Annotated in this window: 18 protein-coding genes; 2 read left to right on the forward strand and 16 right to left on the reverse strand. The window is 72.2% G+C overall.

Features of this window, described 5'->3' with window-relative positions:
• Positions 1–33 precede the first annotated feature (33 nt).
• Positions 34–1,194, reverse strand: coding sequence for a winged helix DNA-binding domain-containing protein (locus ACWCP6_RS14785; protein WP_450932790.1), 1,161 nt, complete (start codon positions 1,192–1,194; stop codon positions 34–36).
• Between the two features lie 319 nt (positions 1,195–1,513).
• Here ACWCP6_RS14785 and ACWCP6_RS14790 point away from each other — a divergent pair, with 319 nt between their 5' ends.
• Both ACWCP6_RS14790 and ACWCP6_RS14795 read left to right on the forward strand, forming a co-directional pair.
• On the forward strand, positions 1,514–2,695 hold the full coding sequence (locus ACWCP6_RS14790; protein ID WP_450932791.1) for a magnesium and cobalt transport protein CorA: 1,182 nt from the start codon (positions 1,514–1,516) through the stop codon (positions 2,693–2,695).
• 375 nt (positions 2,696–3,070) lie between these two features.
• Positions 3,071–3,454 carry a HEAT repeat domain-containing protein gene (locus ACWCP6_RS14795; protein ID WP_450932792.1) on the forward strand — a complete coding sequence of 128 codons (384 nt, stop codon included), beginning with the start codon at positions 3,071–3,073 and terminating at the stop codon, positions 3,452–3,454.
• A gap of 100 nt (positions 3,455–3,554) precedes the next feature.
• Here the strand turns inward: ACWCP6_RS14795 and ACWCP6_RS14800 are convergent, their stop codons facing one another.
• From ACWCP6_RS14800 to ACWCP6_RS14870, 15 genes are all read right to left on the reverse strand, one after another.
• Positions 3,555–4,373, reverse strand: coding sequence for an SDR family NAD(P)-dependent oxidoreductase (locus ACWCP6_RS14800; protein WP_450932793.1), 819 nt, complete (start codon positions 4,371–4,373; stop codon positions 3,555–3,557).
• Positions 4,374–4,478: 105 nt separating this feature from the next.
• Positions 4,479–6,314, reverse strand: coding sequence for a phospholipase C (locus ACWCP6_RS14805; RefSeq protein ID WP_450932794.1), 1,836 nt, complete (start codon positions 6,312–6,314; stop codon positions 4,479–4,481).
• A 176-nt stretch (positions 6,315–6,490) separates the two neighbouring features.
• Positions 6,491–7,732 carry an iron uptake transporter deferrochelatase/peroxidase subunit gene (gene efeB / locus ACWCP6_RS14810; RefSeq protein WP_450932795.1) on the reverse strand — a complete coding sequence of 414 codons (1,242 nt, stop codon included), beginning with the start codon at positions 7,730–7,732 and terminating at the stop codon, positions 6,491–6,493.
• Complete coding sequence (locus ACWCP6_RS14815; RefSeq protein WP_450932796.1) at positions 7,729–8,925, reverse strand: EfeM/EfeO family lipoprotein; 1,197 nt, start codon at positions 8,923–8,925, stop codon at positions 7,729–7,731. Before ACWCP6_RS14815 ends, efeB begins: the two co-directional genes overlap by 4 nt.
• Before the next feature lie 222 nt (positions 8,926–9,147).
• Positions 9,148–10,776, reverse strand: coding sequence for a hypothetical protein (locus tag ACWCP6_RS14820; RefSeq protein ID WP_450932797.1), 1,629 nt, complete (start codon positions 10,774–10,776; stop codon positions 9,148–9,150).
• Positions 10,773–11,597 (reverse strand): polyprenol monophosphomannose synthase, encoded by an 825-nt coding sequence (locus ACWCP6_RS14825; protein WP_450932798.1) that lies wholly within the window; start codon positions 11,595–11,597, stop codon positions 10,773–10,775. Before ACWCP6_RS14825 ends, ACWCP6_RS14820 begins: the two co-directional genes overlap by 4 nt.
• A gap of 51 nt (positions 11,598–11,648) precedes the next feature.
• Positions 11,649–13,319, reverse strand: coding sequence for a glycosyltransferase family 2 protein (locus ACWCP6_RS14830; protein ID WP_450932799.1), 1,671 nt, complete (start codon positions 13,317–13,319; stop codon positions 11,649–11,651).
• Positions 13,320–13,330: 11 nt separating this feature from the next.
• Positions 13,331–15,544: a bifunctional glycosyltransferase family 2 protein/CDP-glycerol:glycerophosphate glycerophosphotransferase gene (locus ACWCP6_RS14835; protein ID WP_450932831.1), complete on the reverse strand. Its 2,214-nt coding sequence runs from the start codon at positions 15,542–15,544 to the stop codon at positions 13,331–13,333.
• Between the two features lie 2 nt (positions 15,545–15,546).
• Positions 15,547–17,358 carry a glycosyltransferase gene (locus tag ACWCP6_RS14840; RefSeq protein WP_450932800.1) on the reverse strand — a complete coding sequence of 604 codons (1,812 nt, stop codon included), beginning with the start codon at positions 17,356–17,358 and terminating at the stop codon, positions 15,547–15,549.
• 158 nt (positions 17,359–17,516) lie between these two features.
• Entirely contained in the window at positions 17,517–18,731 is a 1,215-nt protein-coding gene (locus ACWCP6_RS14845; RefSeq protein WP_450932801.1) for a cytochrome P450 family protein, read from the reverse strand.
• Between the two features lie 258 nt (positions 18,732–18,989).
• Entirely contained in the window at positions 18,990–20,138 is a 1,149-nt protein-coding gene (locus ACWCP6_RS14850) for an XdhC family protein (protein ID WP_450932802.1), read from the reverse strand.
• 41 nt (positions 20,139–20,179) lie between these two features.
• Complete coding sequence (locus tag ACWCP6_RS14855) at positions 20,180–21,643, reverse strand: NCS2 family permease (protein WP_450932803.1); 1,464 nt, start codon at positions 21,641–21,643, stop codon at positions 20,180–20,182.
• Between the two features lie 264 nt (positions 21,644–21,907).
• Positions 21,908–24,292 (reverse strand): xanthine dehydrogenase family protein molybdopterin-binding subunit, encoded by a 2,385-nt coding sequence (locus ACWCP6_RS14860; RefSeq protein WP_450932804.1) that lies wholly within the window; start codon positions 24,290–24,292, stop codon positions 21,908–21,910.
• 2 nt (positions 24,293–24,294) lie between these two features.
• On the reverse strand, positions 24,295–24,906 hold the full coding sequence (locus ACWCP6_RS14865; RefSeq protein ID WP_450932805.1) for a (2Fe-2S)-binding protein: 612 nt from the start codon (positions 24,904–24,906) through the stop codon (positions 24,295–24,297).
• On the reverse strand, positions 24,906–25,805 hold the full coding sequence (locus tag ACWCP6_RS14870) for an FAD binding domain-containing protein (RefSeq protein WP_450932806.1): 900 nt from the start codon (positions 25,803–25,805) through the stop codon (positions 24,906–24,908). The genes ACWCP6_RS14865 and ACWCP6_RS14870 overlap by 1 nt, the downstream gene beginning before the upstream one ends.
• Between the last annotated feature and the right edge of the window lie 301 nt (positions 25,806–26,106).

Raw genomic sequence — 26,106 nt, forward strand, 5'->3', positions numbered from 1 at the left:
GTGGGCGTATGCCGTCGGCGGTCCCGGGTGCGGCTACCGGGCCACCCCCGTTGCGAAGCGGACGTCGTACGCGGCGCCCCGCACCGTCAGGACCGAGAGCATCCGGACCGCCTCCTCCTCGACCTCGGTGCGCCGTGCGCGCGTCAGTTCGGCGAACGGCTCCACGGTGAGCAGCGCCCGCCCGTCCCCTGCCTCCTCCAGCCGCCACAGGCCTGCCAGGAATCCGTCGACGAGGAGTGCGGGGTGGGCCTGGTTGCCGGTCCAGGTGCGGCCCCGGTGGAGCGCGGGCACGACACGGGTGCGGTCGGCATGGGAGAGAAGGAGGTTGTCGAACTCCGGGAGCAGGCGCACCGGAGCCGGGGTGTCCTCGTCGGGGCGGGGCGCGTCGGGCAGGTCGAAGAGTTCGACGCCGTTCTCGTCGCGGAAGGACAGCAGCTCGGGGCGCAGGCGCTCGAACACCGGGCGCAGTCGGGTCAGCCCGGCCCAGGTCTGCATGTCCTTGACGGACGCCGGCCCGAAGGCGGCGAGGTAGCGGCGTACCACGGTCTCCGCCGCCGGTGCGGGCGACGCGGGCCGCCCCAGCCAGTGCTCGGCGGTGGTGAGCGCGACCTGTCCGCTGCGCCGCCACAGCCCGCGGGGCGTGACCTGGACGAGCGGCAGCCGGCACCGGGCCGCCACGGCCAGCGCCTGCGGGTCGGCGTCCGGCCACTCGGCGGCCAGCGCCTCCCGGAGCTGCTTCATGGTCCGCGGCCGCTCCTCGACGAGGCCCCGGGTCACCTCGGCGAGCCGGTCGAGGTCGACCCCGACGAGCCCCGCGCGGAAGTTCCCGATCTCGCGGTCCCGCGCGGGCTGCACGAACGGCCGGAGCGCAAGGCAGTCGTCGGCGGTGTGGGTGTGCAGCGTGGAGCGCATGGTGACGATGCGTACGACCTGGCGCGTGCTCATGAGCGTCGAGAGGTCGCCGGGCTCGAACGCGTCGAGCCGAGCCGCCAGAGCGTGATACGGCGGTCGGACGTTCTGCCCCTGGAGGCCGACGAGGTGCGCGACGGCGTCCTTCGCGGACAGGGCGGAGCGGGTCAGCAGCAGCTGCCGGGCGAGGGTCGCACGGTTCAGCGCCCGGACCGACAGCACGCCTTCACCGCCCGGCACGGCCCGGGTCACGGACTTCGATGCCGGTCCGCTCCCCGGAGCCATCGGGGTCCCGTGCGATTCCGGGGTCCTGTGCGATTCGGTGGTCCCGTGCGTTCCCGGCGTCCCGTGCGTTCCCGGGGTTCGCGGTGCCCCGCGCTCCCCCGGGTTCGTGGGCACCCCAGGAGCCTCCGGCGTCCTGGGAGTCTTCGGCGTCAGGCGAGTCCTCGGCATCCCCGGCATCGTCATGTCCCGCACGCTAGTCCGCCTTGCGGACGTATTCTGTCCTCAATCGATCGGCCCTCGCCATCGGGCCGGCTCTTTTTGAGCCGTATATCCTGCTCCGTGGCCGGAGAGACGCACGTGCGACACGGAGACCACGACCATGGCGGACCGCCGACCCCGTCCCGCGGAGCAGCCCGCACCCGCGCCGAAGAACCCCAAGGAAGCCAGGAAACCCATGTGGCGGCGGAACGGACATCATGCGGCGGACCCGGGCGGCGCGCCCGAGGGGCCCGACGGGAACACCCCCGTGCCCGCCGACGGCGTCAGCATCGTCCAGGCCGCGCTCTACCGCGACGGCGTGCGCGTCTCCGTGCCCGACTCGCTCACCGACACCTTCCGCCAGCTGCGCAACGAGCCGGACGGCATGGCGTGGATCGGCCTCGCCCGGCCCACCGAGACCGAACTCCTCTCCCTCGCCGCCGAGTTCGACCTCCACCCACTGGCCGTCGAGGACGCGATGGAGGCGCACCAGCGCCCGAAGCTGGAGCGCTACGGCGAGACGCTGTTCGTCGTCCTGCGGGCCGCCCGGTACCTCGACGCACCCGAAGAGGTCGACTTCGCCGAACTGCACGTATTCGTCGGACCCGACTTCGTGATCACGGTCCGGCACGGCACGGCCCCGGACCTGTCGGCGGTGCGACAGCGCATGGAGGAGACGCCGGAGCTGCTGAAGCTGGGGCCCGAGGCGGTGCTCTACGCGATCCTCGACTCGGTCGTCGACGGCTACGCCCCGGTCGTGGCCGGCGTCCAGAACGACATCGACGAGATCGAGACCGAGGTCTTCCGCGGCGACCCCGAGGTCTCGCGGCGCATCTACGAACTCTCCCGCGAAATGGTCGAGTTCCAGCGCGCCACCCGCCCGCTGGTCGGGATGCTGCACGGTCTGATGGCGGGCTTCGCCAAGTACGGCACCGAGGAGGAGCTCCAGCGCTATCTGCGCGACGTCGCCGACCACGTCACGCACATCAGCGAACGCGTCGACGGCTTCCGCCAGGCCCTGGCGGACATCCTGACCGTGAACGCGACGCTGGTGACCCAGCAGCAGAACGCCGAGATGCGCGCGCTCGCGGAAGCCGGCTTCGAACAGAACGAGGAGATCAAGAAGATCTCCGCCTGGGCCGCCATCCTCTTCGCCCCCACCCTCGTGGGAACCGTCTACGGCATGAACTTCCAGAACATGCCGGAGCTGCACTGGGCGTTCGGCTACCCGCTGGCGATCGGCCTCATGGGCGTCGTCTGCGTCGGCCTGTACGTGATCTTCAAGCGGCGGGACTGGCTCTGACGGGGTCGGCCACGGGGCCGACTCCGGGACCGGCCCGTCGACACCCCGACTCGCGCTCCACCCCTCGACACCCAAGGCTCTCGCCTTTCGCGCGGCGGAACGGCTGGACCACTTCCGTACCCCGAAGGCCGCCGACGCGCTCATGTACGTCCTGGGCAACCCCGACCTCCTGGACTCCATGCGGATCCAGGCGGGCGAGCTCCTGGCCGTGCTCCGTGACGGCAGGGCGAAGGATCCCTTGGCCGACCTCCTCAGGTCGCCGCTCGGCACGCCCCTGTTCATCCGGGTCGCGGTGGCCCTGAACAAGGTCTCGGGCGAGGACACCAGCGCTCTCCTGGTGAGCTGCGTACTGCATCCCGACAACAGCGTGACACGGTGGCGGCGTACCGCGCCATCGCGGCGGACCGGGACTCCTCGGGGAGGATTCGCGCCGAGGCCGTGCAGGTGCTGCAGCGCCGTGGTGGCCCGGAGGTCCTCGACTGCCTGCTGACGCTCGCCCACGACTCCTGGAGCGGATACGTGCAGTCCAGGGCGATCGTCGCGCTGGCGCGCATGGGCCACGTGGCCGTCGCCGACGCGGTTCCGGCCTTCCTGGACGACCGGAGCGTCGCAACCCCGTACAAGCTCGAGGTGCTGGATGCACTGAGCGCGCTGCCGAGGGGAGCGTCCCGCGCCCTGCTGTCCAGGATCTCCTCGAACCGCCGGCTGCCCGACTATCTGCGCAAGCACTGTCTGAGGCTGCTCCAGGGATCCCCCTGAGGGGGCCGGGACGGATCCGACACCGGCGTGCGCCCGCACGTCACCCCGCTCCCGGCAGACCGGAACGCCCGTGGACGCGGCAGGTGCTGCTCCGCACGTGTCAGAGGGCGGGACCGCGCGGTGCGACGTGGAAGTCGAACGCCAGGGTTCCGGGATCGAGGGCCGTCGCCCCACCGTCGACGGTGAGCACCGAGCCGTTGACGTACGAGGCCGCCGGGGAGAGCAACCAGGCGATCGCCTCGGCGACTTCGCGCGGTTCGCCCGGCCGGCCCATGGGCAGGTGTCCGGTCGCCTCCTGGTACGCGGACTGGGCACCGCCGTCCCCCAGGTCCGCCTCCTCGGCGAAACGGGCCATCCGCCGGTCGGCCATCTCGGTGCGCACCCAGCCGGGACACACGATGTTGGCGCGCACCCCCTGACGCCCGTAGTCGACGGCGACGGAGCGGCAGAGCTGGAGCAGGGCCGCCTTGGACGTCGCATACGGGGCGTTGGCCGCCCCGTTGCGCAGCGCGGACACCGAGGCGACGGCGACCACCGACCCGCGCGCCTCCAGCAGGTGCGGGATCGCCGCGCGCAGGAGCAGCAGCGGGCCGGTGACGTTGGTGCGCATCACGTCGTCCCAGTCCCGCAGCGACAGGTCGCCCACGGTGCCGCCGCGCCCGATGCCCGCGTTGAGCACGAGCCCGTCGATGCGCCCGTGGGCGTCCAGGGCCGTGCGGACGAGGCCGTCGGCCGCCCCGGGGTTACCCACATCGGACGGATACGCCAGCGCTCCGGTCTCCCGTTCGAGGCTCCGCAGGGGTTCCGCCCGCCGCCCGGAGACGACCACATGGTGCCCGCCCTCACGCAGCAGCCGGGCGGTGGCCGCCCCGATACCCGTGCCGCCGCCGGTCACGATGACAACTCGCTTGTCCGCCACTGGTGTTCAGGCCCCCCGCTTCGAGATCCACAACGCATCCGATCCTAGATGCGCGAAGGCCCGGCGCGGTCCTGGGACCGTGCCGGGCCGGGTGACGCCGTGGCGTCAGGCGGTTGTGCGTGCCCTGCGGCGCAGGGTGAGGTAGGTGCCGGTGGCTCCGGCGGCGAGCAGGGCGCCCGCGGCGATGCCCACCGGGAGGGCGGGGAAGGACGACGCGTCGGCGGTCGCGGCGGTGTTCTGCAGCGCCGGTCCGGGCGTGATGCCGGTGGCGACCGGCGCCACGTGCCGGATCGGGCCGACGGACTTCACCGAACCGTCGGCGTTCAGCAGCAGCCGCTTGTTGTTCGGGTGGCGGAAGTCGAACATGCCCTTCAGGGAACCCGCCGCGGCGTCGAAGGAGTGGTCGCCGATGCGGCTCGTGTGCCAGTTGTCCTCGATGAAGCGGATGATCGAGGACTGGTCGGTCGGGGTGTGGTCGACCTTGTTGACCTTGCTGTACGGGGAGATCACGAGCAGCGGCTGGCGGGTGCCGGGACCGCAGCGGTCCTGGTAGCCGCCGGAGGCCTTGGGACCGGCCTGGCAGGCGGGGCTGTCGGTGGCCTTGCCGTTGGAGCCGACGGAGGTGTCCTTCGACCCGTTGCGCGGGACGGCGTAGGCGTGGTCGTACCAGCCGTCGGAGTCGTCGTAGGCGATGACGACAGCGGTGGACTTCCACTGCGGGGAGCTCTGGATGGCGTTGATCCGGTCGACGAGGAAGTGCTGCTCGTCGATCGGGTCGGAGTAGGCGGCGTGGCCGTCCTGGTACTCGGGGGCCTTGACGAAGCTGACGCTCGGCAGCCTGCCCGCCTTGAGGGCCGCGTCGAAGTCGGTCAGGTCGTAATTGTGGTTGGCCTGGCCGTCGTGGCCGATCTCGGCGACGTTCCTGGGCGGCAGGTGGTGCGGGTTCGACGTCGACTTGTAGTACTCGAACGGCGAGTGGTGCGGGCTGTAGTCGGCGACCGCCGCGCCTCCGACGTTGGTGTGCGTGGTGTCGCACTTCGCGTAGTGACCCTGCTGGCCGTCCCACGCGGTGGACGGGCGGAAGCCGCCCTGGAACCAGCCCCAGCTGACATGCCGGGAGTTGAGACGGTCGCCGATGTTGCGGCCCTTCAGCACCGCGAGCGCGTTGGTGCTGGTGTGGTTCTTGCCCGAGCAGTCGTCGAACGCCGGGTCGGGGTCGTTGATCATCGTGCCGACACCGTTGGCGTCGGGCGACTTGACGGTGTACGCGTCGGGCGTCGGGGTCTGCTTCGGGTTCTCGGTGCCGGACGCCGGGTCCACGGAGATGACGCCGTGCGTCTGGCCGGAGACCAGGTTGATCGCTCCGGGCGTGGAGGGCCCGTAGACCGAGCTGAAGGCGCGGTCGCTCAGGGAGTAGTGCTGCGCGTAGTTCCACAGCGCGGTGACGGTGTTGCCGTCGTAGTAGTCCATCACCAGGCCCGGCTCACCGAACAGGCCGCCGCTGCACTTGTCGACCTCGGTGTTCTCCACGTACTTGTCGGCCTTGCCGCCGTTGGCGGCGTACTGCTCGGGCCCGTACGAGTGGTTCTGGTCGCAGGTCATGGCCTGGGACGGGGCCAGCCGCTTGGGCGCGTACTGGTTGGGGTTCTTGGTCAGCAGTCCGGCGTTCGCGAGGGTGTCGATGTCCTTGGGCGTGTTCTTCGACGCCCTGAACTTCGTGCCGTCGGTGTTCGCGGCCTTCGGGTACGTCGCGAAGTAGTGGTCGAAGGAGACGTTCTCGTCGAAGAGGACGACCACGTGCTTGACGGGCGTGGCCGTGGACGAGTGGCCGGCGGGCGTCCCGGCCCACGTGGGTGCGGCTGCGCCGATTACCGTGAGCGCCGCAGCGCCTGTCAGCGCCCCGATGCTCCGTATCGTTGCTCGTCTTGCCCTGTGGGCCATGCTGGTTCACCCTCCGAACAGAATCGTTCTTGCGCCGTACTGCCTGGGATGTTCCGCCAGGCAGACGGCTCTTCGGAGGAGCCATGGTGGCGCACGGGTGAACACCGAGTCAGGGAAGCCGGGCCAAACCTTGACCCGGTATTGACCAACTGCTGTACGGATCCAGCCAGTCCTGCTCACCCGACGAGACCGCGTCCGTACCAGTCCGCAGTGTCCCGCACACCTGGCAGCGCGAAGAAGTAGCCGCCGCCGAACGGCTTGATGTAGTCGGTGAGCGGCTCCCCCGCCAGCCGCCGCTGGACGGTCTCGAACTGGCGGGCGAGGTCCTGCTGGTAGCAGCAGAACAGCAGGCCCATGTCGAGGTTGCCGTTGGCGTCCATGCCCCGGTCGTAGTTGTGGGCGCGGCGCAGGATCCGCTGGCCGGCGGTGGCCGGGGTGCGCGGATTGGCGAGCCGTATGTGGCTGTCCAGGGGGATGACGTCGCCCTTGGGGTCGTCGGCGTACCTCGGGCTGTCGTGCTCGGCGTTGCCGTCGAGGGGGGCGCCCGATGCGCGGGCCCGCCCGAACATCCGCTCCTGCTCGCCGAGCGAGACGCGGTCCCAGAACTCCACCAGCATGCGTATCAGACGGACCACCTGGTAGCTGCCGCCGACCGCCCAGTCCGGTTCGCCCAGGCCGCTGCCCACCCACACCAGGCGGTTCATGGCGCGGGCGTCGGTGGCGTCCGGGTTGGCGGTGCCGTCCTTGAAGCCCATCAGATTGCGCGGGGTGCCCGACGGCCGCGGGGGGCTGGTGAAGCCGTCGAGGCGCCAGCGGACCTGCATACCGCCACGGCTGTGCCGGGCGATGTCGCGCAGCGCGTGCAGCACCGTGTCCATGTCGTCGGCCTGCAGTTGCAGGCTGAGGTCGCCGTGGCACCAGTCGGGCAACAGGTCGTCGTCGGGGAAGGCGGGCATGGCCTTCAGCCGGCGCGGTCGGCGCCCGCCGAGTCCGAAGCGGTCGTCGAAGAGCCCGGCGCCGACGCCGACCGTCACCGCCAGGGCTCCGGACGGCAGCCGGTCGCCCAGGACGCCCGAGTCGGCGGGCGGGCCGGTGATCCCGACGGGTTCGGGCGTGCCTCCCGCGGTCAGGAAACGGGCCCGGTCGGTGAGCGTGCGCAGCAGGTCCCGCAGCTCCGCGCGGTTCTCGGCGGTGACGTCGAACGCGGTGAACGCGGTGACCCGGCGCGAGGGTGCGAGCACCGACTGCTGGTGGGTGCCGTGGAAGGGGACCACGGGCGACGGTCCGGAGCACTCCGTGCCGGGGCCTGCCGTGTCCGGCGCGGCGGCGCCGCCCGCGGCCAGCCCGGCGCCCGCGAGGGCCGCCCCTCGCAGAAAGCCGCGCCGGGCCACTCCGCCGGGCGTCTCGGTCTTGCTCATACCGTCCTCCGCGGATCGCACAGGGTGGCCACCGAGGCCAGTCGTTCCACCAGGTCGTCGAGGTCCGCGTCGACCCTCTCCCGCCCGCTGCGGTCCAGTCGGTCCAACGGGGTCCACCGGCCGCCGTGGCGGAAGCCGTCGAGGGTGCGCTGCGCCCGGTCCAGCTGCCGCTCCAGACCGGCCAGTCCGGCGTACCGGGGCGCGAGCAGGGGGCGCAGCCGGGACAGCACCGCACGGGTGCCGTCGAGGTTCGCGCGGGCGGTGGCGAGACCGGTGCCGCTGCCGTAGTCGGTGCGCCCGGTCAGCTCGAACTGCGTGGTGTTCTCCAGGATTTCGTGCGCCCGCAGCCCCAGCTGGGCCGGGTCCATACGGGCCTGGGCCCAGTCGTCGCGCAGCCCGGTGACGGCCTTGACGAGTGCGGCCGCCGGGGCGTGCAGGCCGTGTGCGGACTCGCCGTGCCACAGCCCGTACTCGATGCGGTGGAAGCCGGTGAAGCCCGGGTCGTGGACACCGCCGGCCGCCCCTGCGTCCGTGCCGTTGATCAGCCCGTCCGCGTCGCCGAAGGCGTCGTACGCCGCGCCGAGCCGCTCGTACTCCAGATGGGCCGGCAGCCAGGCCGTGCGGGCACCGGCGAGGTCACCGCGGTCGATCGCGTCCCGCAGCGTCCCGGTCAGCCGCACCACCTCGTCGAGGCCGTGGCCGACCCACTTCTGGTAGTCGAGCGCCGGGGGGATCAGGTCGTGCTGGGTGACCGGGGCCGCCGCAGGGCCGCTGCGCCCCCTGGTGAGGCGGACCGTGGGCCCGGTGACGGCGTCGGCGTCGTCGGGCACACAGGTGAACGCGTACGTCCCCTTGCCCAGACGTACCGTCAACTCCCGTGTCGTGCCGGGACCGATGCCCTCCACCTCGCCGTACACGGCACGGGTCCTCGGGTTCTCGAGGTACACCTCGGCGGCGCCGTCCGACGTGTTGTGCAGGGCGAAGACCTGCACACCGGGCACCGGCACGCGCCAGCCGCGGCCGCAGTGGCCGGGCGACACCTCCACGGTGGTGTGCGGCAGCCCGCCCGAGGCGCGGGGCCGCGGGTGCGTGCCGTGGACGAGGACCGCCACGCCCACCAGGACGAGGGTCAGGGCGAGCGCGGCACCACCCCACAGGCGAAGGGATCGCGGCCCGGGGCCGGACGACAGCATTCCGGGCCTCCACCGGACTCGTTCCGTGCGTGATCGCCTCATGCTAGGCAGCGAGAATCACCCGAACAGCCCTCGGGGAAACCGATGGCCGAAAGTTTCCTCCCCGTTCACCGTCCCGTCCACGGGGGCGCGGCCACGGCCGCCGTCCGCACGTCGCCCACGGCGACGCGCACCTGCGGCCGTCGGCGGCGGGTGCGGACGGCGAGCGGCACGGACGGCCGGTCAGGGCGACGGCGCGCCCGCGGTGCGCACCCGCAGCAACAGCGATCCGTCGGCGCCCCGCCCGGCCACGCGCACCGCCGGGTCGCCGGGCGGCAGGCCCCCGTCGGAGCGCCACTGCACGATCCAGGCCACGTGGTAGCGACGCAGCACGGCGAGCCGCTCGGCGCGTGGTGTGCCGGGCGCGAAGTAGCGGGCCGTGTCGGCGGTGCGACGTGCCTGGTCCGGCAGGAAGGCGTCCGGGTAGGCCGGTGCGACGGTGTACGCCCCATAGCCGGGGAGCATCCGCAGGGCCCGGAAGTCCTCGGTGAGGACCGTCTGACCGGGGCGGACACTGTGCATCGCCCAGTCGAAGCCCGGCCAGGCGGGCTGCACGGGCGCGGTGCTCAGCGGCCAGGGGAGGCTGCCGGACGGCAGGACGTAGGCCGACGCGCCGGCCTGCGCCCAGCAGCCGATGAGCAGCGCGGCCCCGGTGACGGCGGCGAAGGCACCCCGCACGAAGCGGCCGGGCCCCGCCCCGGCTCCCCCGCGCAGCCGTGCGCCCGCCGCCTCGATCGCCGCGGCGAGCTGCGCGGGGACGAGCGCGGCGGGCAGCACCCGGCCCCACGACCAGTGCCCGGTGAGACCGCCGGCCGCGTACACGGTCACCCCGAGCGCGAAGAACAGGACCAAAGGGTCGCGGCGGTCCCGCCGGGCGCGTGCCGCGAGGGCCGCGACCCCGGTCAGGACGAGGCAGAAGCGCGGCAGCAGGCCGTCGTACAGCGGCCGGTGGATGGCGTCCAGGCCGCCGGCCCGGAGCAGTGAGAACACCGAGTAGTACGGCCAGGCCGCCAGCAGCGCCAGGGCCAGCGCGGCGGCCGCCGCGACCTTCGCCCACGCGCTGCGCGAGGGCCATGGGCGCGCGCCCAGCAGCACCGCGAGGAGGCCCGTGCACGCCACGACACCGGTGAACTGGTGGCTGAGCAGCACCACCGCGAGCAGCACGCCCAGGGCGAGGTGGTGGACCGGGCCGCGGTCGTCCGCGAGTGCCTTCCTCAGCAGGGCCCACAGGTGGAAGGAGAGGCCGAGCGCGAAGGTGCTGGGGTAGGCCAGGCAGAGCGACAGCGACGTCAGGCCGGTCAGGCCGCTCCAGGTGAAGAGCTGCACGCCCAGCAGGAACAGCAGGCACAGGACGGCGAGCGGGGGTGCGGCGCGCCGCCGTGTCAGGGTGCGGACGAAGTGGCGTACGCCCGTGAGCAGCAGCAGGACGTCGGCGAGCGCGGCGGCGCGCAGCACCGTGAAGGTGCCCGCGCCGGTCGCCTTCGCCGCGAGCGCCAGGGTCACGGTCCAGGGCGAGTAGTACGGGCTGGGCACGGCGGCGTCGACGAGCGGGTCGCCCGGGGCGGTCAGGTCGGTGCGCAGCCGGTCGAGGACGGCCGCGTGGATCCCGAGATCGCCGGCCCAGGGCAGCCGCACCGCCATGAGCAGCAGCAGAGCCGTCACGAGGAGCACGGCCGTGTCCAGGACCGGGTTCCGGTGTGCCACGTACCGGGCGAGGCGGCCCCGGGGCCCGGGCGCCGGCGGCTCGGTGGCCGGGCCGGCGGCCCCGGAGGGCGCGGCTCCGCTGCGCCCGCGGAGGAAGGCGTTGGTCACGCGCCCCTTCCCCGGGCACCGCCGAGCCGCAGGCGCCACGGCAGCACCGCCGACTCCAGTTGTACGGCGAGTGTCATCTTGGAGGCGCCGATGCGGCGTTCCTCGAAGTGGATGGGCACCTCGACGGCGGTGAAACCGGCGCGCACCGCCCCGTACTTGAGCTCGACCTGGAAGCTGTAGCCGCTGCTGCGCACCTCGTCCAGGCGGGCGGCGCGCACCGCGTCGGCGCGCCACAGCACGAACCCCGCGGTGACGTCCCGGATTCCCGTGCGCAGCACGGCGCCCACGTACCGGTTGGCCCATCGGGACAGCAGGCGCCGGTGGAGGCCCCACTCCTCGGCGAGCCGCCCGCCGCTGACGTAGCGGCTGCCGACGGCGAGCGCGGCGCCGGTGGACAGGGCGGAGCCGAGCAACTGGGCGACGTACTCGACGGGATGGCTGCCGTCGGCGTCCATCTGCAGGACGTACTCGGCGCCGTCCGCCACGGCCCGGGTCAGGCCCGCGGCGTAGGCGCGGCCGAGGCCGTCCTTGGTGGTGCGGTGGAGCACGGAGATCCGGCCGGGATACCGCTCGGCGAGGCGTTCGGCGACCTGGCCGGTGCCGTCGGGGCTGGAGTCGTCGACGACGAGGAGCCGCAGCCCGGGCAGCGGGAGCGCCATCAGGGCGTCGGCCATGACGGGCAGGTTCTCTGCCTCGTTGTAGGTCGGCATCACCACGGTGAGCGCGGTGCCGGCCCAGGAACCGGGCAGCTCTCTCGGGGAACGCAGGGTCCCGGGGGTCGGTGTGCGCGGTGCCGCGCCGCGGGGTGCTGTGGTCGTCATGGCGGTGAACGTCCTTGTCGGAGGCGATGGTTGCGGTGGTTCGGGGTGCCCTCAGGACCGCAGGCCGCGCCACACCTTGCGCAGCCGTCCCGCGCCGGGGCCCGCCACGCGTCGCACGGACCGCAGCGCGGGCTCCGCCTGCCGCAGCAGCCCTTCGCGGCGCCAGACCACCTGGAGGCGGCCCGCGCCGCGCCCCTCGGGTTCGACGGTGACGGTGTGACGGCCCCAGCGGCGGTACGTAAGGTGCCGGGTGAAGCGTGGGAAGTCCAGCGGTGCGAGCAGCCAGGCCGAGTTCTGTTCGCCGCGGCCCGCGAGGGACAGCTGCAGATGCCGGGTGCCGCCGAAACCGTGCAGCGGGACGGGGACCGCGGCGAGGTCGAGCCGGACCCGGCCCTCGTACAGCCCCGGACGCACCAGGTCGAGGCGGAACGGCTTCTTGAGGCGGCCCCGGGCGGCCAGGTGGAGCGTGGCGGCCACCGGTCCGGCCGGCAGGCGGTGACCCGGGTCCCAGGTCCGCACGGTCAGGTCCAGGGTGGCGCCGGGTCCGGGCTCGACGGAGGTGATCTCGTGGCGGACGAGGGCCCGCCGGAACGGGCGGGTCGTCAGATGGAGGTCGGTGACGTCGAGTTCGGACGCGGCGCCGGGATCGGCTGGCAGCCCGGCTCCCCAGTACGCGCGTCCGTCGGCGTCCCGCGTCACCGTGCGCGGGCCGACGGCCCGGCCGAGTCCGCGTGCGGCGAGCTGCGCCTCCTCGAAGCGGTTGTCGCGCAGCAGCCCGATGACGACGCGCTGGTCGCGCGGCAGCCGTTCGTACGCCTCGGGGGCGAGCGTGTCGAGGTAGGGGCAGGTCTCCTCCGCGAACTCCTTGACCCAGGAAGGGTCGCGGTAGGGCAGGTCGCCCTCGTACATGCGCAGATCGTGCTTGAGGAACTTGTAGTCCTTGTCCGCGCGCAGGGCGGTGCGTCCGTGCTCGGTGAGGAAGTCGTCGATCAGCCGGGCGACGCCGATCCGGTCGCGGACGTTCTGGATGCGGTGACGCTGGTTGGAGATCGACAGCGCGTCCTCGGCCTCGTACGGGGCGATGTACCAGCGGTAGACGGGCACCGGGACGACCGTGAAGGAGCGGGCCAGACAGTACGCCTGGGCCGAGAAGAGCTGGTCCTCGTAGTGGATGCCGAGCGGGAAGCGCAGCCCGCAGCGGTCGATGAACGACCTGCGGTACATCTTGTTGGTCGACAGATGGTCGAAGAGGTAGGCGGGGTGCTCCTCGATCGACCGGATGGTCCGCTCCTCGCGGAACAGGTGCGGATGCCAGCGCGAGACGCTGCCGGTGTCGGTGCGTATACGGTCGACGCCGCCCATCGCGAAGTCGGCGTCGCCCGCGCGCAGCGCCGTCAGCAGGGTCTCGGCCGCGGTGTCGGGGAGTTCGTCGTCGCTGTCGAGGAACATCAGGAACGGGGCTCGGGAGCGCTCGATGGCCGCGTTGCGCGGGGCGCTGCATCCGCCGCTGTTCTCCGGGAGGCGGAGGTAGGTGATGCGGTCGTCCTCGGCGGCGAGGGCGCGCGCGACCTGCTCGGTGGCGTCCGTGGAGTGGTCGTCGCTGATGATGATCTCGACGTTGCGCAGGGTCTGGCGGCGCAGCGAGGCGACGGCACGCGGCAGACGCTCGGCGTCGTTGTGGACGATCACCGTCAGCGTGACGTCGGGGAGGGTCGTGGTCAAGGGTCCGTCCTTCAGCGGGTGTCCGTCAGGGACAGGGCGGGATCACCGGGCGCGGGCGCCGGGATGCGCTCCCGCACCGGCACCACGGGCGGTACGTCGCGTTCCCCGAGAAACACCCGGCGTACGACGCGTTCCGCCGCGTGTCCGTCGTCGAACTCGCAGAAGCGGTCCCGGAACCGGGCCAGCCGCTCCCGGGCCTCCGCGCCGCGGTAGGCGCCCGACAGCAGCGCGTCGGTCAGCTCGTCCTGGCTGCGGGCGACGACGCCGGGCGCTTCCTCGGTGATGTCGAAGTAGACACCGCGGGTCACCGCGTAGGTCTCCCAGTCGTCGGCGAGGACGAGGACGGGGCGGTTGAGGTTGGCGTAGTCGAACATCACGGACGAGTAGTCGGTGATGAGAGCGTCGGCCGCCAGGGACAGCTCCTCGACCGAGTCGTACCCGGAGACGTCCACGATCCTGCCCCGGCTGTGGAGTGCCTGGAGCGGGGACGGGCCGCGGTCGTAGAAGTAGTGCCCGCGGACCAGGAGTCTGAAGCCGGGTCCGAGGGTGTCGGCGAGCCGTTCCAGGTCCAGGCGCGGGGTCCAGCCGGACTCGTAGTCACGGTGGGTGGGAGCGTAGAGGAGGGCCGTGGTGCCGTCGCCGATGCCGAGGCGGGCGCGGATCCGGCGGATGTCCTCGGCGGTGGCCCGGTAGTAGACGTCGTTGCGCGGGCAGCCGAAGTCGAGGGAGGTGAAGCCGGTCGGATAGGCGCGCTCCCAGGTCTCCGTGGAGTGCCGGTTGGCGGAGAGGCTGTAGTCCCACCGGGAGCACCGCTCCATCAGCGCGTCGTAGTCGACGCCCCGCGAGGTGGCGGGGAAGGCTAGCTGGTCGACTCCCATGCGCTTCAGCGGTGTGCCGTGGTGGGTCTGCACATGGATCTGGCCGGGCCGCTTGACCAGTGCGTCCGGGAAGTTGACGTTGTTCACGAAGTACGTCGCGCGGGCCAGGACCTGCCAGTAGCGGCGGTCGCCGGGTGAGACGACGGTGGTGCCGGGCGGGGCGAGGGGCGCGTCGGAGCGGCGGACGATCCACACCGGGCGGATGTGCGGGGCGAGTTCGCCGAGCGCGGCGGCGACCGCGGCGGGGCTGCAGGTGACGCCGCGGTCCCAGTAGGCGGAGAACACGGCCAGGTCCGGGTCCAGTGGCGCCCTCAGCTGTTCGCGGTAGTAGCGGCCCGCGGCCTTCTCGCCGGCGAACCGCTTGGCCCGGCCGGCGGTGGCGAGCAGTTCGCGGCGGCCCCGGTTGGCGCGCTGCATCGCGCGGTAGCCGGTGTAGGAGCCGCGCTCCAGGAGGGCGTGCCGGATGCCGGTGAGGCCGTCGGGGCGGCGGTAGCCGTCCGGGCGGTGGTGTGCGAAGTGGGCTGCGGCCCGGTGGAAGAAGCGGGCCGCGTCGGCCGGGGCGAGACCCGACCCGGCGATGGTCTCCAGGTAGTGCTGCACCATGGCGCGGAAGATGGCCGGGTGCAGTGCGCGGGCGGGTCCGTCGACGGTGACGTGCGCCATGACGCGCTCGTACTGGTCGAAGAGGTCGAAGGCGTGGTCCGCGGCAGGCTCCGGCTCGGGGCGCACCAGGCACACCCGGTCCGTGAACGCGATGCGTTCGGCGGCGAGGAGGCTGCCCCAGGCCGGCAGCACCTCGTCGCGGGCGTCCCGGTCGAACAGTTCACGGTGCGCGGCGTGGAAGTCGCGGCGCAGCACCCGGTTGGCGAGGGTGCGTGCGACCCGGTGCAGGGAGGGGCGTTCGACGAGCGTCACCGCGTCGGTGGCACCGCGCACGAGATGGCGGGCGTCCCCGCTGGGCCGGGTTCCCTCGCGCCAGTGTTCGCGCTCGTGGTCGAAGATCAGCACGTCGGGTTCGCCGGTCTCGGCGATGCGGGCCGCCAGCGCGGCGACGGCGCCGGGGACGATCCGGTCCGTCGCGTCGATGAACAGCAGGTACCGGCCGGTGGCGAGTTCGGCGCCCGCGTCGCGCGCGGGGCCCGCGGTGATCCGCCGGGGCAGACGCCGGAGGGTGAGGCGCGGGTCGGCGGTCCGGAACTCCTCGAGGATCGGGCCCGTGAGATCGGTGGAGCCGTTGTCGACGGCGACGACCTCGATGTCTTCCGCACCGTGCCCGCCGAGCACGCTCTCCAGGCAGCGGCGCAGCTGCCCCTGGGCGTTGTGCGCGGTGACGACGATGCTGAACATGCTCACGAGGTGCTCCTTGCGGGGTCGGCGGCGGCGCGCCGGGCGGACGGTGAACGGCGGCCGAGGACCCGCCCGGCCCTCGCCCGTGCGATGCGCAGGGCCCCGGCGAGGCCCCGGGCGGTACGGAACGCCAGGGAGCCGTCGTGGGTCACGTACGGCTGGAGCAGGACGAGCAGACGGCGGGGGTGGGGGGCGGCGACGCGGGCCAGTCCGGTCCCGTCGGACCGCACGGAGGCCGACAGGGTGTCGCCGCCGGCGCAGCGCACATGGACGCGCACGTCCCAGGAGGCGTTCGGCCGGGAGGCGGCGACGCGGGCCAGATCCAGGTCGAGGTGTGCGGTCCAGGCGGGGAGGCGGCCCGAGGGGCGTTCCCGGGCAGGTGGCTCCTCGACGGCGGTCGCCCGTGCCGCCTCTCGCGCCGGGACCCCGGCCGGCCCGGCCGTGTCGGCCGCGGACCCGGTGCGCCGCCGCTCCCCCGGGCGCGCCGGTTCCGTGTCGTGCGCCGGCGGTGCGGCCAGCGGCGCGCGGCACATCGCGCCGACGGCTCCCGTGGCGCGGTCGGTCAGCTCCAGTTCGGCGCTCTGCGGGGCGGCGTCGCGCAGCCGCCCGTACACGTCGTGGATGCGCAGCTCGATGCCCGTGGTGGAGCCCGGGCGGACCTGCGCCTCGACCGTCACGGGGAGTTCGTCCAGGGCCAGCGCCTCGATGCCGTCGAGGGCGATGGGGAGGTCGGCGGACCAGACGGGGGCGCCGTCGGGGCCGGCCGGGTGCGGTGGCAGCAGCCGGGGCGAGCGTGCGGCGAGGGCGGCGAGGCGGTCGATGTCACGCGGGGTTCCGTCCGCGGCCAGCAGCACGCGGGCGGCCCAGCGGGCCGGGGCCGACGCCCGGGCGAGTGCCTGCTCGGTGCGGGGGTCGCCGGTGAGGAAGGCGCGGGTCTCGGTCCACCATTCCTGCCGGTAGGACCGGGACCTGCGGGGCAGCTCCCGCAGGTACATCCGCAGGTCGTGGTCGAGGAACTTGGTGCGTGCCGCGTCGGCGAGCGTGTCGCGCCCGGCCTCCTCCATCGCTGCGAGGGCGAGCCGCTGGGCGGCCAGCCGGCTGCGCCAGTTGGTGATGCGGCCGCGGTCGAGGGAGAGGGAGAGCCGGGCGGCGTCGCGGCGCACGTTCCACAGGTAGACCGGGTCGGGTACGACGGCCATCCGCGCGGCGGCGGCGAGCAGCCGTGCCGTGAAGACGAAGTCCTCGTAGTGGAAGGCCCCGTCGGGGAAGCGGATGCCGTTGCGGTCGAGGAAGTCGCGGGCGTAGAGCTTGTTGACGGAGAGCGTGTCCCATACGAGCGCGGGCTCGCTGCTGGTGTCCTCGTGACAGGTCTCGTCGGTGAACAGCTGCGGCTGCCAGGTCGCTTCGCGTCCGTCGGGCAGCTCGCGCCGCACACAGGCGCCCGCTGCTACGTCGCTGCCGTGCCGCCGGGCGGCCGCGAGCAGCCGGTCCACGGCGCCGGGGCCGAGTACGTCGTCGCTGTCGAGGAACATCACCCAGGGCGCCGTGGCCTGTGCGAGCCCCGTGTTGCGCGGGGTGCCGCAGCCGCCGCTGTTCTCGGTGCGGTGGACGACGCGCACCCGTGCCTCCCGGCGGGCCAGCCGGTCGAGTATCCGGCCGGTGTCGTCGCCGGAGGCGTCGTCGACGGCTATCACCTCGGCCACGGCAGGGCCCTGGCGCAGAGCAGAGAGCACCGCCTCCTCGACGTGCTCGGCGTCGTCGTAGGCAATGATCACAACGCTGACTTCGGGTGTTCCGATCGTTGTCGACTGCACAGCCGCGGACGCTAATGAGCGGCAGTAAGAGGCCCTCTGTCTTGTGTTAAGAGCATCTTGTGGGAGAGGTAAGAGAACGTTCTTGCTCGTAACCCTTTGTCCGTTCTCCGTTCGGACGGGCGCACCGGCACCCACACGCCCGAGGGCAGAGCCGCAGGTCAGCCGAGCAGGACCGGCAGCCGTGCCCAGCCGTGGGCAATGAACGACTCCACCTGCTGCGCCGGGCCGGCCGACACGTCGAGCCGCAGCCGCGGGAAGCGTGCGAAGAGCGCGGGCAGCGCCACGGACGCCTCCATACGGGCCAGGGGCGCACCCATGCAGTAGTGCACGCCGTACCCGAACGCCAGGTGCTCCTTGTCCGTGCGCGTGACGTCGAAGGTCCCCGCGCTCCCGCCGTGCCGCAGCGGGTCGCGGCCCGCCGCCGCGTAGGTCGCGAGGATCGCGTCGCCCTGCCGGATCGTGGTGCCGTCGGGGAGCTCGATGTCCTCGACTGCGTACCGCAGGGGCAGATTGGCGATCGAGGGCGCCCACCGCAGGGTCTCCTCGATGACCTCGCTCCACGGGACCTCGCCGCCGAGCACCCGCCCCAGCTGCTCGGGGTGGCTGAGCAGTGCCTGCACGGCGTTGCCGATCAGGTTCACCGTCGTCTCGTGGCCCGCGCCGATGACCAGCAGCAGCGTGTCGATCAGCTCGGCCTCGGTGAGCGCGGAGCCCTCGTCGTCGCGGGCGACGATCAGCGCGCTGGTCAGGTCGTCGCCGGGCTGCTCGCGCTTGAGCGCGACGAGCCCGGCGAGCAGGCCGTGGACCTCCTGCCAGGTGGCCTGGGCCTGCTCCGGTGTGACCGTCGTGTCCATGATGCTCTCGACCAGGCGGGCCCTGTCCGCCCGGTGGTCGCCGGGAACGCCGAACAGCTCGCAGATCACCTGCATGGGCAGCGGATGGGCGAAGGCCGCGCGCAGCTCGGCCCGCCCGTCCGGGGCCTCGGCCATCGCGTCGAGCAGGCCGGCGGTCAGCTCCTCCACCCGGGGCCGCAGGACGTCCGTGCGCCGCTTGGTGAAGGCAGGCGACACGAGCTTGCGCAGCCGCCGGTGGTCGGCGCCGTACGCGGTGAACATGTTCGTCACGCCCACCCATGAGTTCACCCATGTGTCCCGGTACTCGCCCCTGATCCAGGCGGGCCAGTGCCGGTTGGGGTCCTTGGAGACCCGGTCGTCGGCGAGCAGGTCGCGCAGCACCTGGTACCCGGTGGGCGCCCAGGCGCGGATGCCGCCGGGCAGTTCGACGAGAGCGGCGGCGCCCCGCTCGCGGAGTCGGTCGGCCTCGCCGTGCAGATCGCGGCCCGCCGGGTCGAGGGCGAGGGGCTCGTGCGCCATGGAGTCTCCTGGGTGTGGGGGGTGGAGCGCCCGTGCGAGAGCCGGTTCCGTGCGACGTGCCGCTTTTGCCGCCGCCGCGCCCGCCACCGCACTCGGAGCGATCAACTCACCCTATACACAGGTCAGTTCGACGTCACGGAGCCATGTGCGCGCGTCACCGGCACAGCTGCGGCGATCCGGGGAGCGGTGGACCGGCGTGAGCCTCGTGGTGACCGGGCGGTTGCCCCCGGGACACAGACCCGGCGGACGGCGGACACCTCAGGCGACCGAGCCGATGCGGACCGGCGGAGGGACGGGGTCGTGGTGGATGGGGGTGTGCGCACCGGTGAGCGAGACCCCGCTGCCCCCACGCCGTCCTGCGACGATCTCGGAGGCGATCGACAGAGCCGTCTCCTCGGGCGTCCGCGCCCCGAGATCGAGCCCGATCGGCGAGCGCAGCCGGGCGAGTTCGAGCTCGCTGACACCGACCTCGCGCAACCGGCGGTTGCGGTCCTCGTGGGTCCGGCGCGAGCCCATCGCGCCGACGTAGGCGACCGGAAGGCGCAGCGCCAGCTGCAGCAGCGGCACGTCGAACTTGGCGTCGTGCGTCAGTACGCAGAGCACGGTCCGCCCGTCGACCTCCGTGCGCTCCAGATACTTGTGCGGCCACTCGACGACGATGTCGTCGGCGTCCGGGAAACGGGTCCTCGTGGCGAAGACGGGGCGCGCGTCGCACACGGTCACGTGGTAGTCGAGGAACTTGCCGATGCGGACCAGCGCGGACGCGAAGTCGATGGCACCGAAGACGATCATGCGCGGGGCGGGGACGGAGGACTCGACGAGGAGCGTCAGGGGCTGTCCGCAGCGCGAGCCCCGCTCGCCGATCTCCAGGGTGCCGGTCCGCCCGGCGTCCAGCATCGCGCGCGCTTCGGCGGCGGTGGTGCGGTCGAGTTCGGGGTGTCCGCCGAGGCCGCCCTCCCAGCTCCCGTCGGAGCGTACGAGCACGGCTCGGCCCATGAGGTCGGCCGGGCCCCGGGTGATCCGCGCGACCGCCGCGGCCTCCCCTCGGGCGGCGGCGGCCAGCGCGGCCGCGAGGACCTCCCGCCCGGGGTCGCCCGCACGGACCGGGGTGACGAGGATGTCGATGATGCCGCCGCAGGTCAGGCCGACAGCGAAGGCGTCCTCGTCGCTGTAGCCGAAGCGCTCGAGGACGGTCTCGCCGTCGTCGAGCGCCTGTCGGCAGAGTTCGTAGACCGCACCCTCCACGCACCCGCCGGAGACCGAACCGATGGCCGTGCCCTCGCTGTCCACGGCGAGCGCGGCGCCCGGCTGCCGGGGCCCGCTGCCGCTGACGGCCACCACGGTGGCCACGGCGAAGTCACGTCCTTGCCCGACCCACCGGTTCAGCTCGTCGGCGATGTCCAGCATGTTCGGCCTCCTTGGGGCGTGTGCGTGGAGAACTAAGGGCATCAGTGGACGCCCAGCCAGCCCTCGATCGGGTGCAGCGCGAAATAGATGACGAAGATCGCCGTCAGGCCCCACATGAAGGCACCGATGTCACGGGCCCTGCCCTGGGCGACCTTGATGGCGACGTAGGAGATGACACCCGCCGCGACACCGGTGGTGATGGTGTACGTGAAGGGCATGAGGACCACCGTCAGGAAGACCGGGATGGCGACGGACCGGTCGCCCCAGTCGACGTGACGGGCGTTCATCATCATCATGGCGCCGATGACGACGAGCGCGGCGGACGCGACTTCCTGGGGCACGATCGCGGTGATCGGTGTGAAGAAGAGGCAGGCCGCGAAGAACAGTCCGGTGATGACCGAGGCGAAGCCGGTACGGGCGCCTTCACCGACGCCGGTCGCGGACTCGACGAACACGGTCTGGCCGGAGCCGCCCGCGAGACCGCCGATCGCGCCGCCCGCGCCGTCGATGAACAGCGCCTTGGACAGGCCCGGCATACGGCCCTGCGCATCGGCCAGGTTGGCCTCGGTGCCGACGCCGATGATGGTGGCCATCGCGTCGAAGAAGCCGGCGAGCACCAGCGTGAAGACGATCATGCCGATCGTCATGTAGCCGACGTCGCCCCAGCCGCTGAAGGAGACGTGGCCGATGAGCGAGAAGTCCGGCATCGAGACGGCGCTGCCGTGCAGTTCGGGAGCGCCGTTGGCCCACTGCTTGGCGCCGATGACGCCGGCGGCGTTGAGGACGGCGGCGACGACGGTGCCGGTGATGATGCCGATGAGGATGGCGCCCGGGATCTTCCGGGACTGGAGCGCGAAGATCAGCAGCAGGGTCCCCGCGAAGAGGAGCACGGGCCAGCCGGCGAGCTGCCCGGCGGGGCCGAGCGTCATCGGGGTCGCCTCGCCCTGGTGCACGAACCCGGCCTTGTTGAAGCCGATGAACGCGATGAAAAGACCGATGCCGATGGTGATGCCGTGCTTCAGGGCGAGCGGGATGGCATTCATGATCATCTCGCGGAGCCCGGTGACCACGAGGAGCATGATGACGACGCCGTAGGCGACGCACATGCCCATGGCCTGCGGCCAGGTCATCAGCTTCTGCCCGATGATCTGACCGGCCATCACGCCGGAGACCGAGAGACCCGCGGCCATGGCGAGCGGCACCTTGCCGAGGAAGCCCATGAGCAGGGTGGTGCCCGCGGCGCACAGCGCGGTCGTGGTGATCAGGGCCTGGCGGCTGAGCGAGTCCCCGGCGAGGTCCTTGCCGCCGAGGATCAGGGGGTTGAGAAGGAGGATGTACGCCATCGCCATGAAGGTGGTGATGCCGCCGCGCACCTCGGTGGCGACGGAGGATCCTCGCTCGGATATGTGAAAGTACCGATCGAGCCAAGACCGGCCCGCCGACGGACGCGAACCCGCGCCCGCGTCCTCGGCGGTGGTCTTCGGCTCCACTGACGACTGGGTCATGGTGCCTACTCCCAAGGTTCATAGGGGCACCCGCAACAAGCTCCCATGAGCCTGCGGGATTTGGGATGTTGCTTGGCTGCACGACCCGGGGGACGGCCCGAGACGGACATCGGGGTACCTGTTGAGGTACTCGTCGGGTACTGCTGGGTACTGCGAGGGTGCTGCTCGGACCGCGAGCGGTGCGGTACGGGTTCTCCGGACGGTGCGGGCGGCGGAAGTGTGACGTTCCCGGGAGGCACGCACCGTCCGGAGGCTCGGGGGAACTCAGGCGGTGCCGGTGAGGTGCTCGGGGCGCACTGGCGTCCGGTTGAGTTCGAGACCCGTCGCGTTCCGGATCGCCGCGAGGACGGCCGGGGTGGACGACAGGGTCGGGGCCTCGCCGATGCCGCGCAGCCCGTACGGGGCGTGCTGGTCGGCGAGTTCGAGCACGTCGACGGGGATGGTCGGCGTGTCGAGGATGGTGGGGATCAGATAGTCCGTGAAGGAGGGGTTGCGCACCTTCGCGGTCTTCGGGTCGACGACGATCTCCTCCATGACCGCCACGCCCAGGCCCTGGGTGGTACCACCCTGGATCTGGCCGACGACGGACAGCGGGTTGAGGGCCTTGCCGACGTCCTGGGCACAGGCCAGCTCGATGACCTTGACCAGGCCGAGCTCCGTGTCCACCTCGACGACGGCGCGGTGCGCGGCGAACGAGTACTGGACGTGGCCGTTGCCCTGACCCGTCACCAGGTCGAAGGCCTCGGTCGGGCGGTGCCGCCACTCCAGCTCCAGCTCGACGGCCTCGTCCTCCAGGACGTCCACCAGGTCGGCGAGCACCTCGCCGCCGTCGGTGACGACCTTGCCACCCTCCAGCAGGAGTTCCGCGGTCGCCCACGCCGGGTGGTAGGTGCCGAACTTGCGGCGGCCGATCTGGAGGACCTTCTCACGGACGGCCTCGCAGGAGTTCTTCACCGCGCCACCGGTGACGTACGTCTGGCGGGAGGCCGAGGTGGAGCCGGCGGAGCCGACCTGGGTGTCGGCCGGGTGGATGGTCACCTGGTTGACGCCGAGCTCGGTGCGGGCGATCTGGGCGTGCACCGTGACACCGCCCTGGCCGACCTCCGCCATCGCCGTGTGCACGGTGGCCACGGGCTCGCCGTTGATGACCTCCATACGGACCCTGGCGGTGGAGTAGTCGTCGAAGCCCTCGGAGAAACCGACGTTCTTGATGCCCACGGCATAGCCGACGCCGCGGACGACGCCCTCGCCGTGCGTGGTGTTGGACAGACCGCCCGGCAGCTGGCGGACGTCGGCGCCCTCGGAGCTCTCCCACTGGCGCTCCGGCGGCATCGGCATCGCCTTGACGCGGCGCAGGAGTTCGGCGACCGGGGCGGGCGAGTCGACCGGCTGGCCGGTCGGCAGGAGCGTGCCCTGCTCCATCGCGTTGAGCTGGCGGAACTCCACCCGGTCCATGCCGAGCCGGTCGGCGAGCTTGTCCATCTGCGCCTCGTAGGCGAAGCACGCCTGGACCGCGCCGAAACCGCGCATGGCGCCGCAGGGCGGGTTGTTCGTGTACAGGGCGATCGCCTCGATGTCGACGTCGTCGACCACGTACGGGCCGACCGACAGCGACGAGGCGTTGCCGACGACCGCCGGGGAGGCCGAGGCGTAGGCGCCGCCGTCCAGGACGATCCGGCACTTCATGTGCGTGAGCTTGCCGTCCTTGGTGGCGCCGTGCTCGTAGTGGAGCTTCGCCGGGTGCCGGTGGACGTGGCCGAAAAACGACTCGAACCGGTTGTAGACGATCTTCACCGGCTTGCCGGTGCGCAGGGCGAGGAGGCAGGCATGGATCTGCATCGACAGGTCCTCGCGGCCGCCGAAGGCGCCGCCGACGCCGGACAGCGTCATCCGGACCTTGTCCTCCGGCAGGCCGAGGACCGGGGCGATCTGGCGCAGGTCGGAGTGCAGCCACTGGGTGGCGATGTAGAGGTCGACGCCGCCGTCCTCGGCGGGCACCGCAAGGCCCGACTCGGGGCCGAGGAACGCCTGGTCCTGCATGCCGAAGGTGTACTCGCCCTCGACGATGACGTCGGCCCGCTTGCGCGCCTCGGCCACATCGCCCCGGACGATCGGCTGACGGTGCACGATGTTCGGGTGCGGGACGTGGCCGATGTGGTGGTCGTCGCGGTTCTCGTGGACGAGCAGCGCGTCGGGAGCGGTCGCGGACGCCTCGTCCGTGATGACCGGGAGTTCCCTGTACTCGACCTTGATCTTGGCGGCGGCGCGGCGCGCGGTCTCCGGGTGGTCGGCCGCGACCAGGGCGACGGGCTCGCCGTGGTGGCGCACCTTGCCGTGCGCGAGGACCGGGGTGTCCTGGATCTCCAGACCGTAGTTCTTCACGTCGGTGGGGAGGTCGTCGTAGGTCAGGACCGCGTACACACCGGCCTGGGCGAGCGCCTCGCCGGTGTCGATGGAGACGATCTCCGCGTGAGCGACCGGGGAGCGCAGGATCTGGCCCCAGAGCATGTCCTCGTGCCACATGTCGGACGAGTACGCGAACTCGCCGGTGACCTTGAGGGTGCCGTCGGGGCGCAGCGTGGACTCGCCGATGCCTCCCCTGGTCCCGGCACCCTGGGTGATGTTGGTGGGCGTACCTGTCGTCGCCATCGTCAGACCGCCTCTCCCTGACGGGCGGCCGCGAGGCGCACCGCGTCCATGATCTTCTCGTAACCGGTGCACCGGCAGAGGTTGCCCGAGAGCGCCTCGCGGATGTCCGCGTCGCTCGGGTTCGGGTTGCGCTCCAGCATCTCGTCGGCCGCGATCAGCAGACCCGGGGTGCAGAAGCCGCACTGGACGGCGCCCGCGTCGATGAACGCCTGCTGGACCGGGGAGAGTTCGCTGCCCTCGCCGGTCTGCGAGTCGGTGGCCCCGTCGGACGGGCGGGCGCTCCACTGCCGGGCGTCCTGGAGGGAGGTTCCGGCCTCGCCGGAGCCGCAGGCTCCGGTGGCGCAGCCGCCCTGCTCGGCGCGGTTCCTCGCGTAGTCGGCGAGGCCCTCGACGGTCACGACCTCGCGGCCCTCTACCTGTCCGGCGGCGACCAGACACGAACACACCGGCACGCCGTCCAGGCGGACGGTGCACGAACCGCACTCGCCCTGCTCGCAGGCGTTCTTGGAGCCGGGCAGGCCCATGCGCTCGCGCAGGACGTACAGGAGGCTCTCGCCCTCCCACACGTCGTCGGCTTCCTGCTTACGGCCGTTGACCGTGAAGTTCACGCGCATTACGCAGCACTGCCCTTCTGGTGAGCGGCGTTTCCGGCGCCGCGGTAGGACTCCCACGCCCAGGTCAGCGTGCGGCGGGCCATGATGCCGACCGCGTGGCGGCGGTAGCTCGCCGTGCCCCGGACGTCGTCGATGGGGTTGCAGGCGGCGGAGCACAGGTCCGCGAACTGCTTGGCCACCGACGGAGTGATGATCTTGCCGTTGTCCCAGAAGTCGCCCTCCGCGAGCGCCGCGTTCAGGAACGTTTCGGCTTCCTTGGCGCGGATCGGGGTCGGCGCCGCGGAGCCGATGCCGGTGCGGACCGTGCGGGTCTGCGGGTGCAGGGCCAGGCCGAAGGCGCACACGGCGATGACCATCGCGTTGCGGGTGCCGACCTTGGAGTACTGCTGGGGCCCGTCGGCCTTCTTGATGCGCACCGCCCTGATGAGCTCGTCGGGGGCGAGTGCGTTGCGCTTCACACCGGTGTAGAAGGCGTCGATCGGGATGAGCCGGGAGCCGCGCACCGACTCGACCTCGACCTCGGCGCCGGCCGCGAGCAGGGCCGGGTGGGCGTCACCGGCGGGCGATGCGGTGCCGAGGTTGCCGCCGACACCGCCGCGGTTGCGGATCTGCGGCGACGCAACGGTGTGCGAGGCCAGCGCCAGACCCGGCAGCTCGCCCCGCAGGTTCTCCATGATCCTCGTGTACGGAACGGAGGCGCCGAGCCGGACGGTGTCCTCACCGACCTCCCACTCGCTCAGCTCGCCGATGCGGTTCAGGTCCATGAGGTACTCCGGCCGCCGGTGGTCGAAGTTGATCTCGACCATGACATCGGTGCCACCCGCAATCGGCACAGCCGTGGGGTGCTCGGCCTTGGCGGCGAGCGCCTCCTCCCAGCTGGCGGGGCGAAGGAAGTCCATGAGTGGCTCTCTTTACTCGTTCGTATCGTGGGCCGTTCGATTCGAGCCAACAGGAACAGAATCCCTCTACCTGGCTCGTTCATGTGCTGTTAACGCGGAGTGGGGCAAGTACACCGCCCAGTGAGCCACCGGGGTCAGTCACCGAAACCATGAAGGAGTTGGCTGGCCAGAACTACTATCTTGTAGATTCGTATGAACGGGGGTGCTCCGTAACCTCACCGTTTCCCCCGGGGACCACGAAGCACGGCGTCCCGGGCGCCCGAGGACCGGCCCGGCCGAGAACCTCACCTTCGACCACTGA

Source organism: Streptomyces sp. NPDC002004 (assembly GCF_053593975.1).

Bases quoted from the DNA above. Each gene is read 5' to 3' on its own strand.
- ACWCP6_RS14785 (WP_450932790.1), bottom strand. From the start codon at position 1,194: ATGGCTCCGGGGAGCGGACCGGCATCGAAGTCCGTGACCCGGGCCGTG.
- ACWCP6_RS14790 (WP_450932791.1), top strand. From the start codon at position 1,514: ATGGCGGACCGCCGACCCCGTCCCGCGGAGCAGCCCGCACCCGCGCCG.
- ACWCP6_RS14805 (WP_450932794.1), bottom strand. From the start codon at position 6,314: ATGGCCCACAGGGCAAGACGAGCAACGATACGGAGCATCGGGGCGCTG.
- efeB (WP_450932795.1), bottom strand. From the start codon at position 7,732: ATGAGCAAGACCGAGACGCCCGGCGGAGTGGCCCGGCGCGGCTTTCTG.
- ACWCP6_RS14815 (WP_450932796.1), bottom strand. From the start codon at position 8,925: ATGCTGTCGTCCGGCCCCGGGCCGCGATCCCTTCGCCTGTGGGGTGGT.
- ACWCP6_RS14825 (WP_450932798.1), bottom strand. From the start codon at position 11,597: ATGACGACCACAGCACCCCGCGGCGCGGCACCGCGCACACCGACCCCC.
- ACWCP6_RS14835 (WP_450932831.1), bottom strand. From the start codon at position 15,544: ATGTTCAGCATCGTCGTCACCGCGCACAACGCCCAGGGGCAGCTGCGC.
- ACWCP6_RS14845 (WP_450932801.1), bottom strand. From the start codon at position 18,731: ATGGCGCACGAGCCCCTCGCCCTCGACCCGGCGGGCCGCGATCTGCAC.
- ACWCP6_RS14850 (WP_450932802.1), bottom strand. From the start codon at position 20,138: ATGCTGGACATCGCCGACGAGCTGAACCGGTGGGTCGGGCAAGGACGT.
- ACWCP6_RS14855 (WP_450932803.1), bottom strand. From the start codon at position 21,643: ATGACCCAGTCGTCAGTGGAGCCGAAGACCACCGCCGAGGACGCGGGC.
- ACWCP6_RS14860 (WP_450932804.1), bottom strand. From the start codon at position 24,292: ATGGCGACGACAGGTACGCCCACCAACATCACCCAGGGTGCCGGGACC.
- ACWCP6_RS14865 (WP_450932805.1), bottom strand. From the start codon at position 24,906: ATGCGCGTGAACTTCACGGTCAACGGCCGTAAGCAGGAAGCCGACGAC.
- ACWCP6_RS14870 (WP_450932806.1), bottom strand. From the start codon at position 25,805: ATGGACTTCCTTCGCCCCGCCAGCTGGGAGGAGGCGCTCGCCGCCAAG.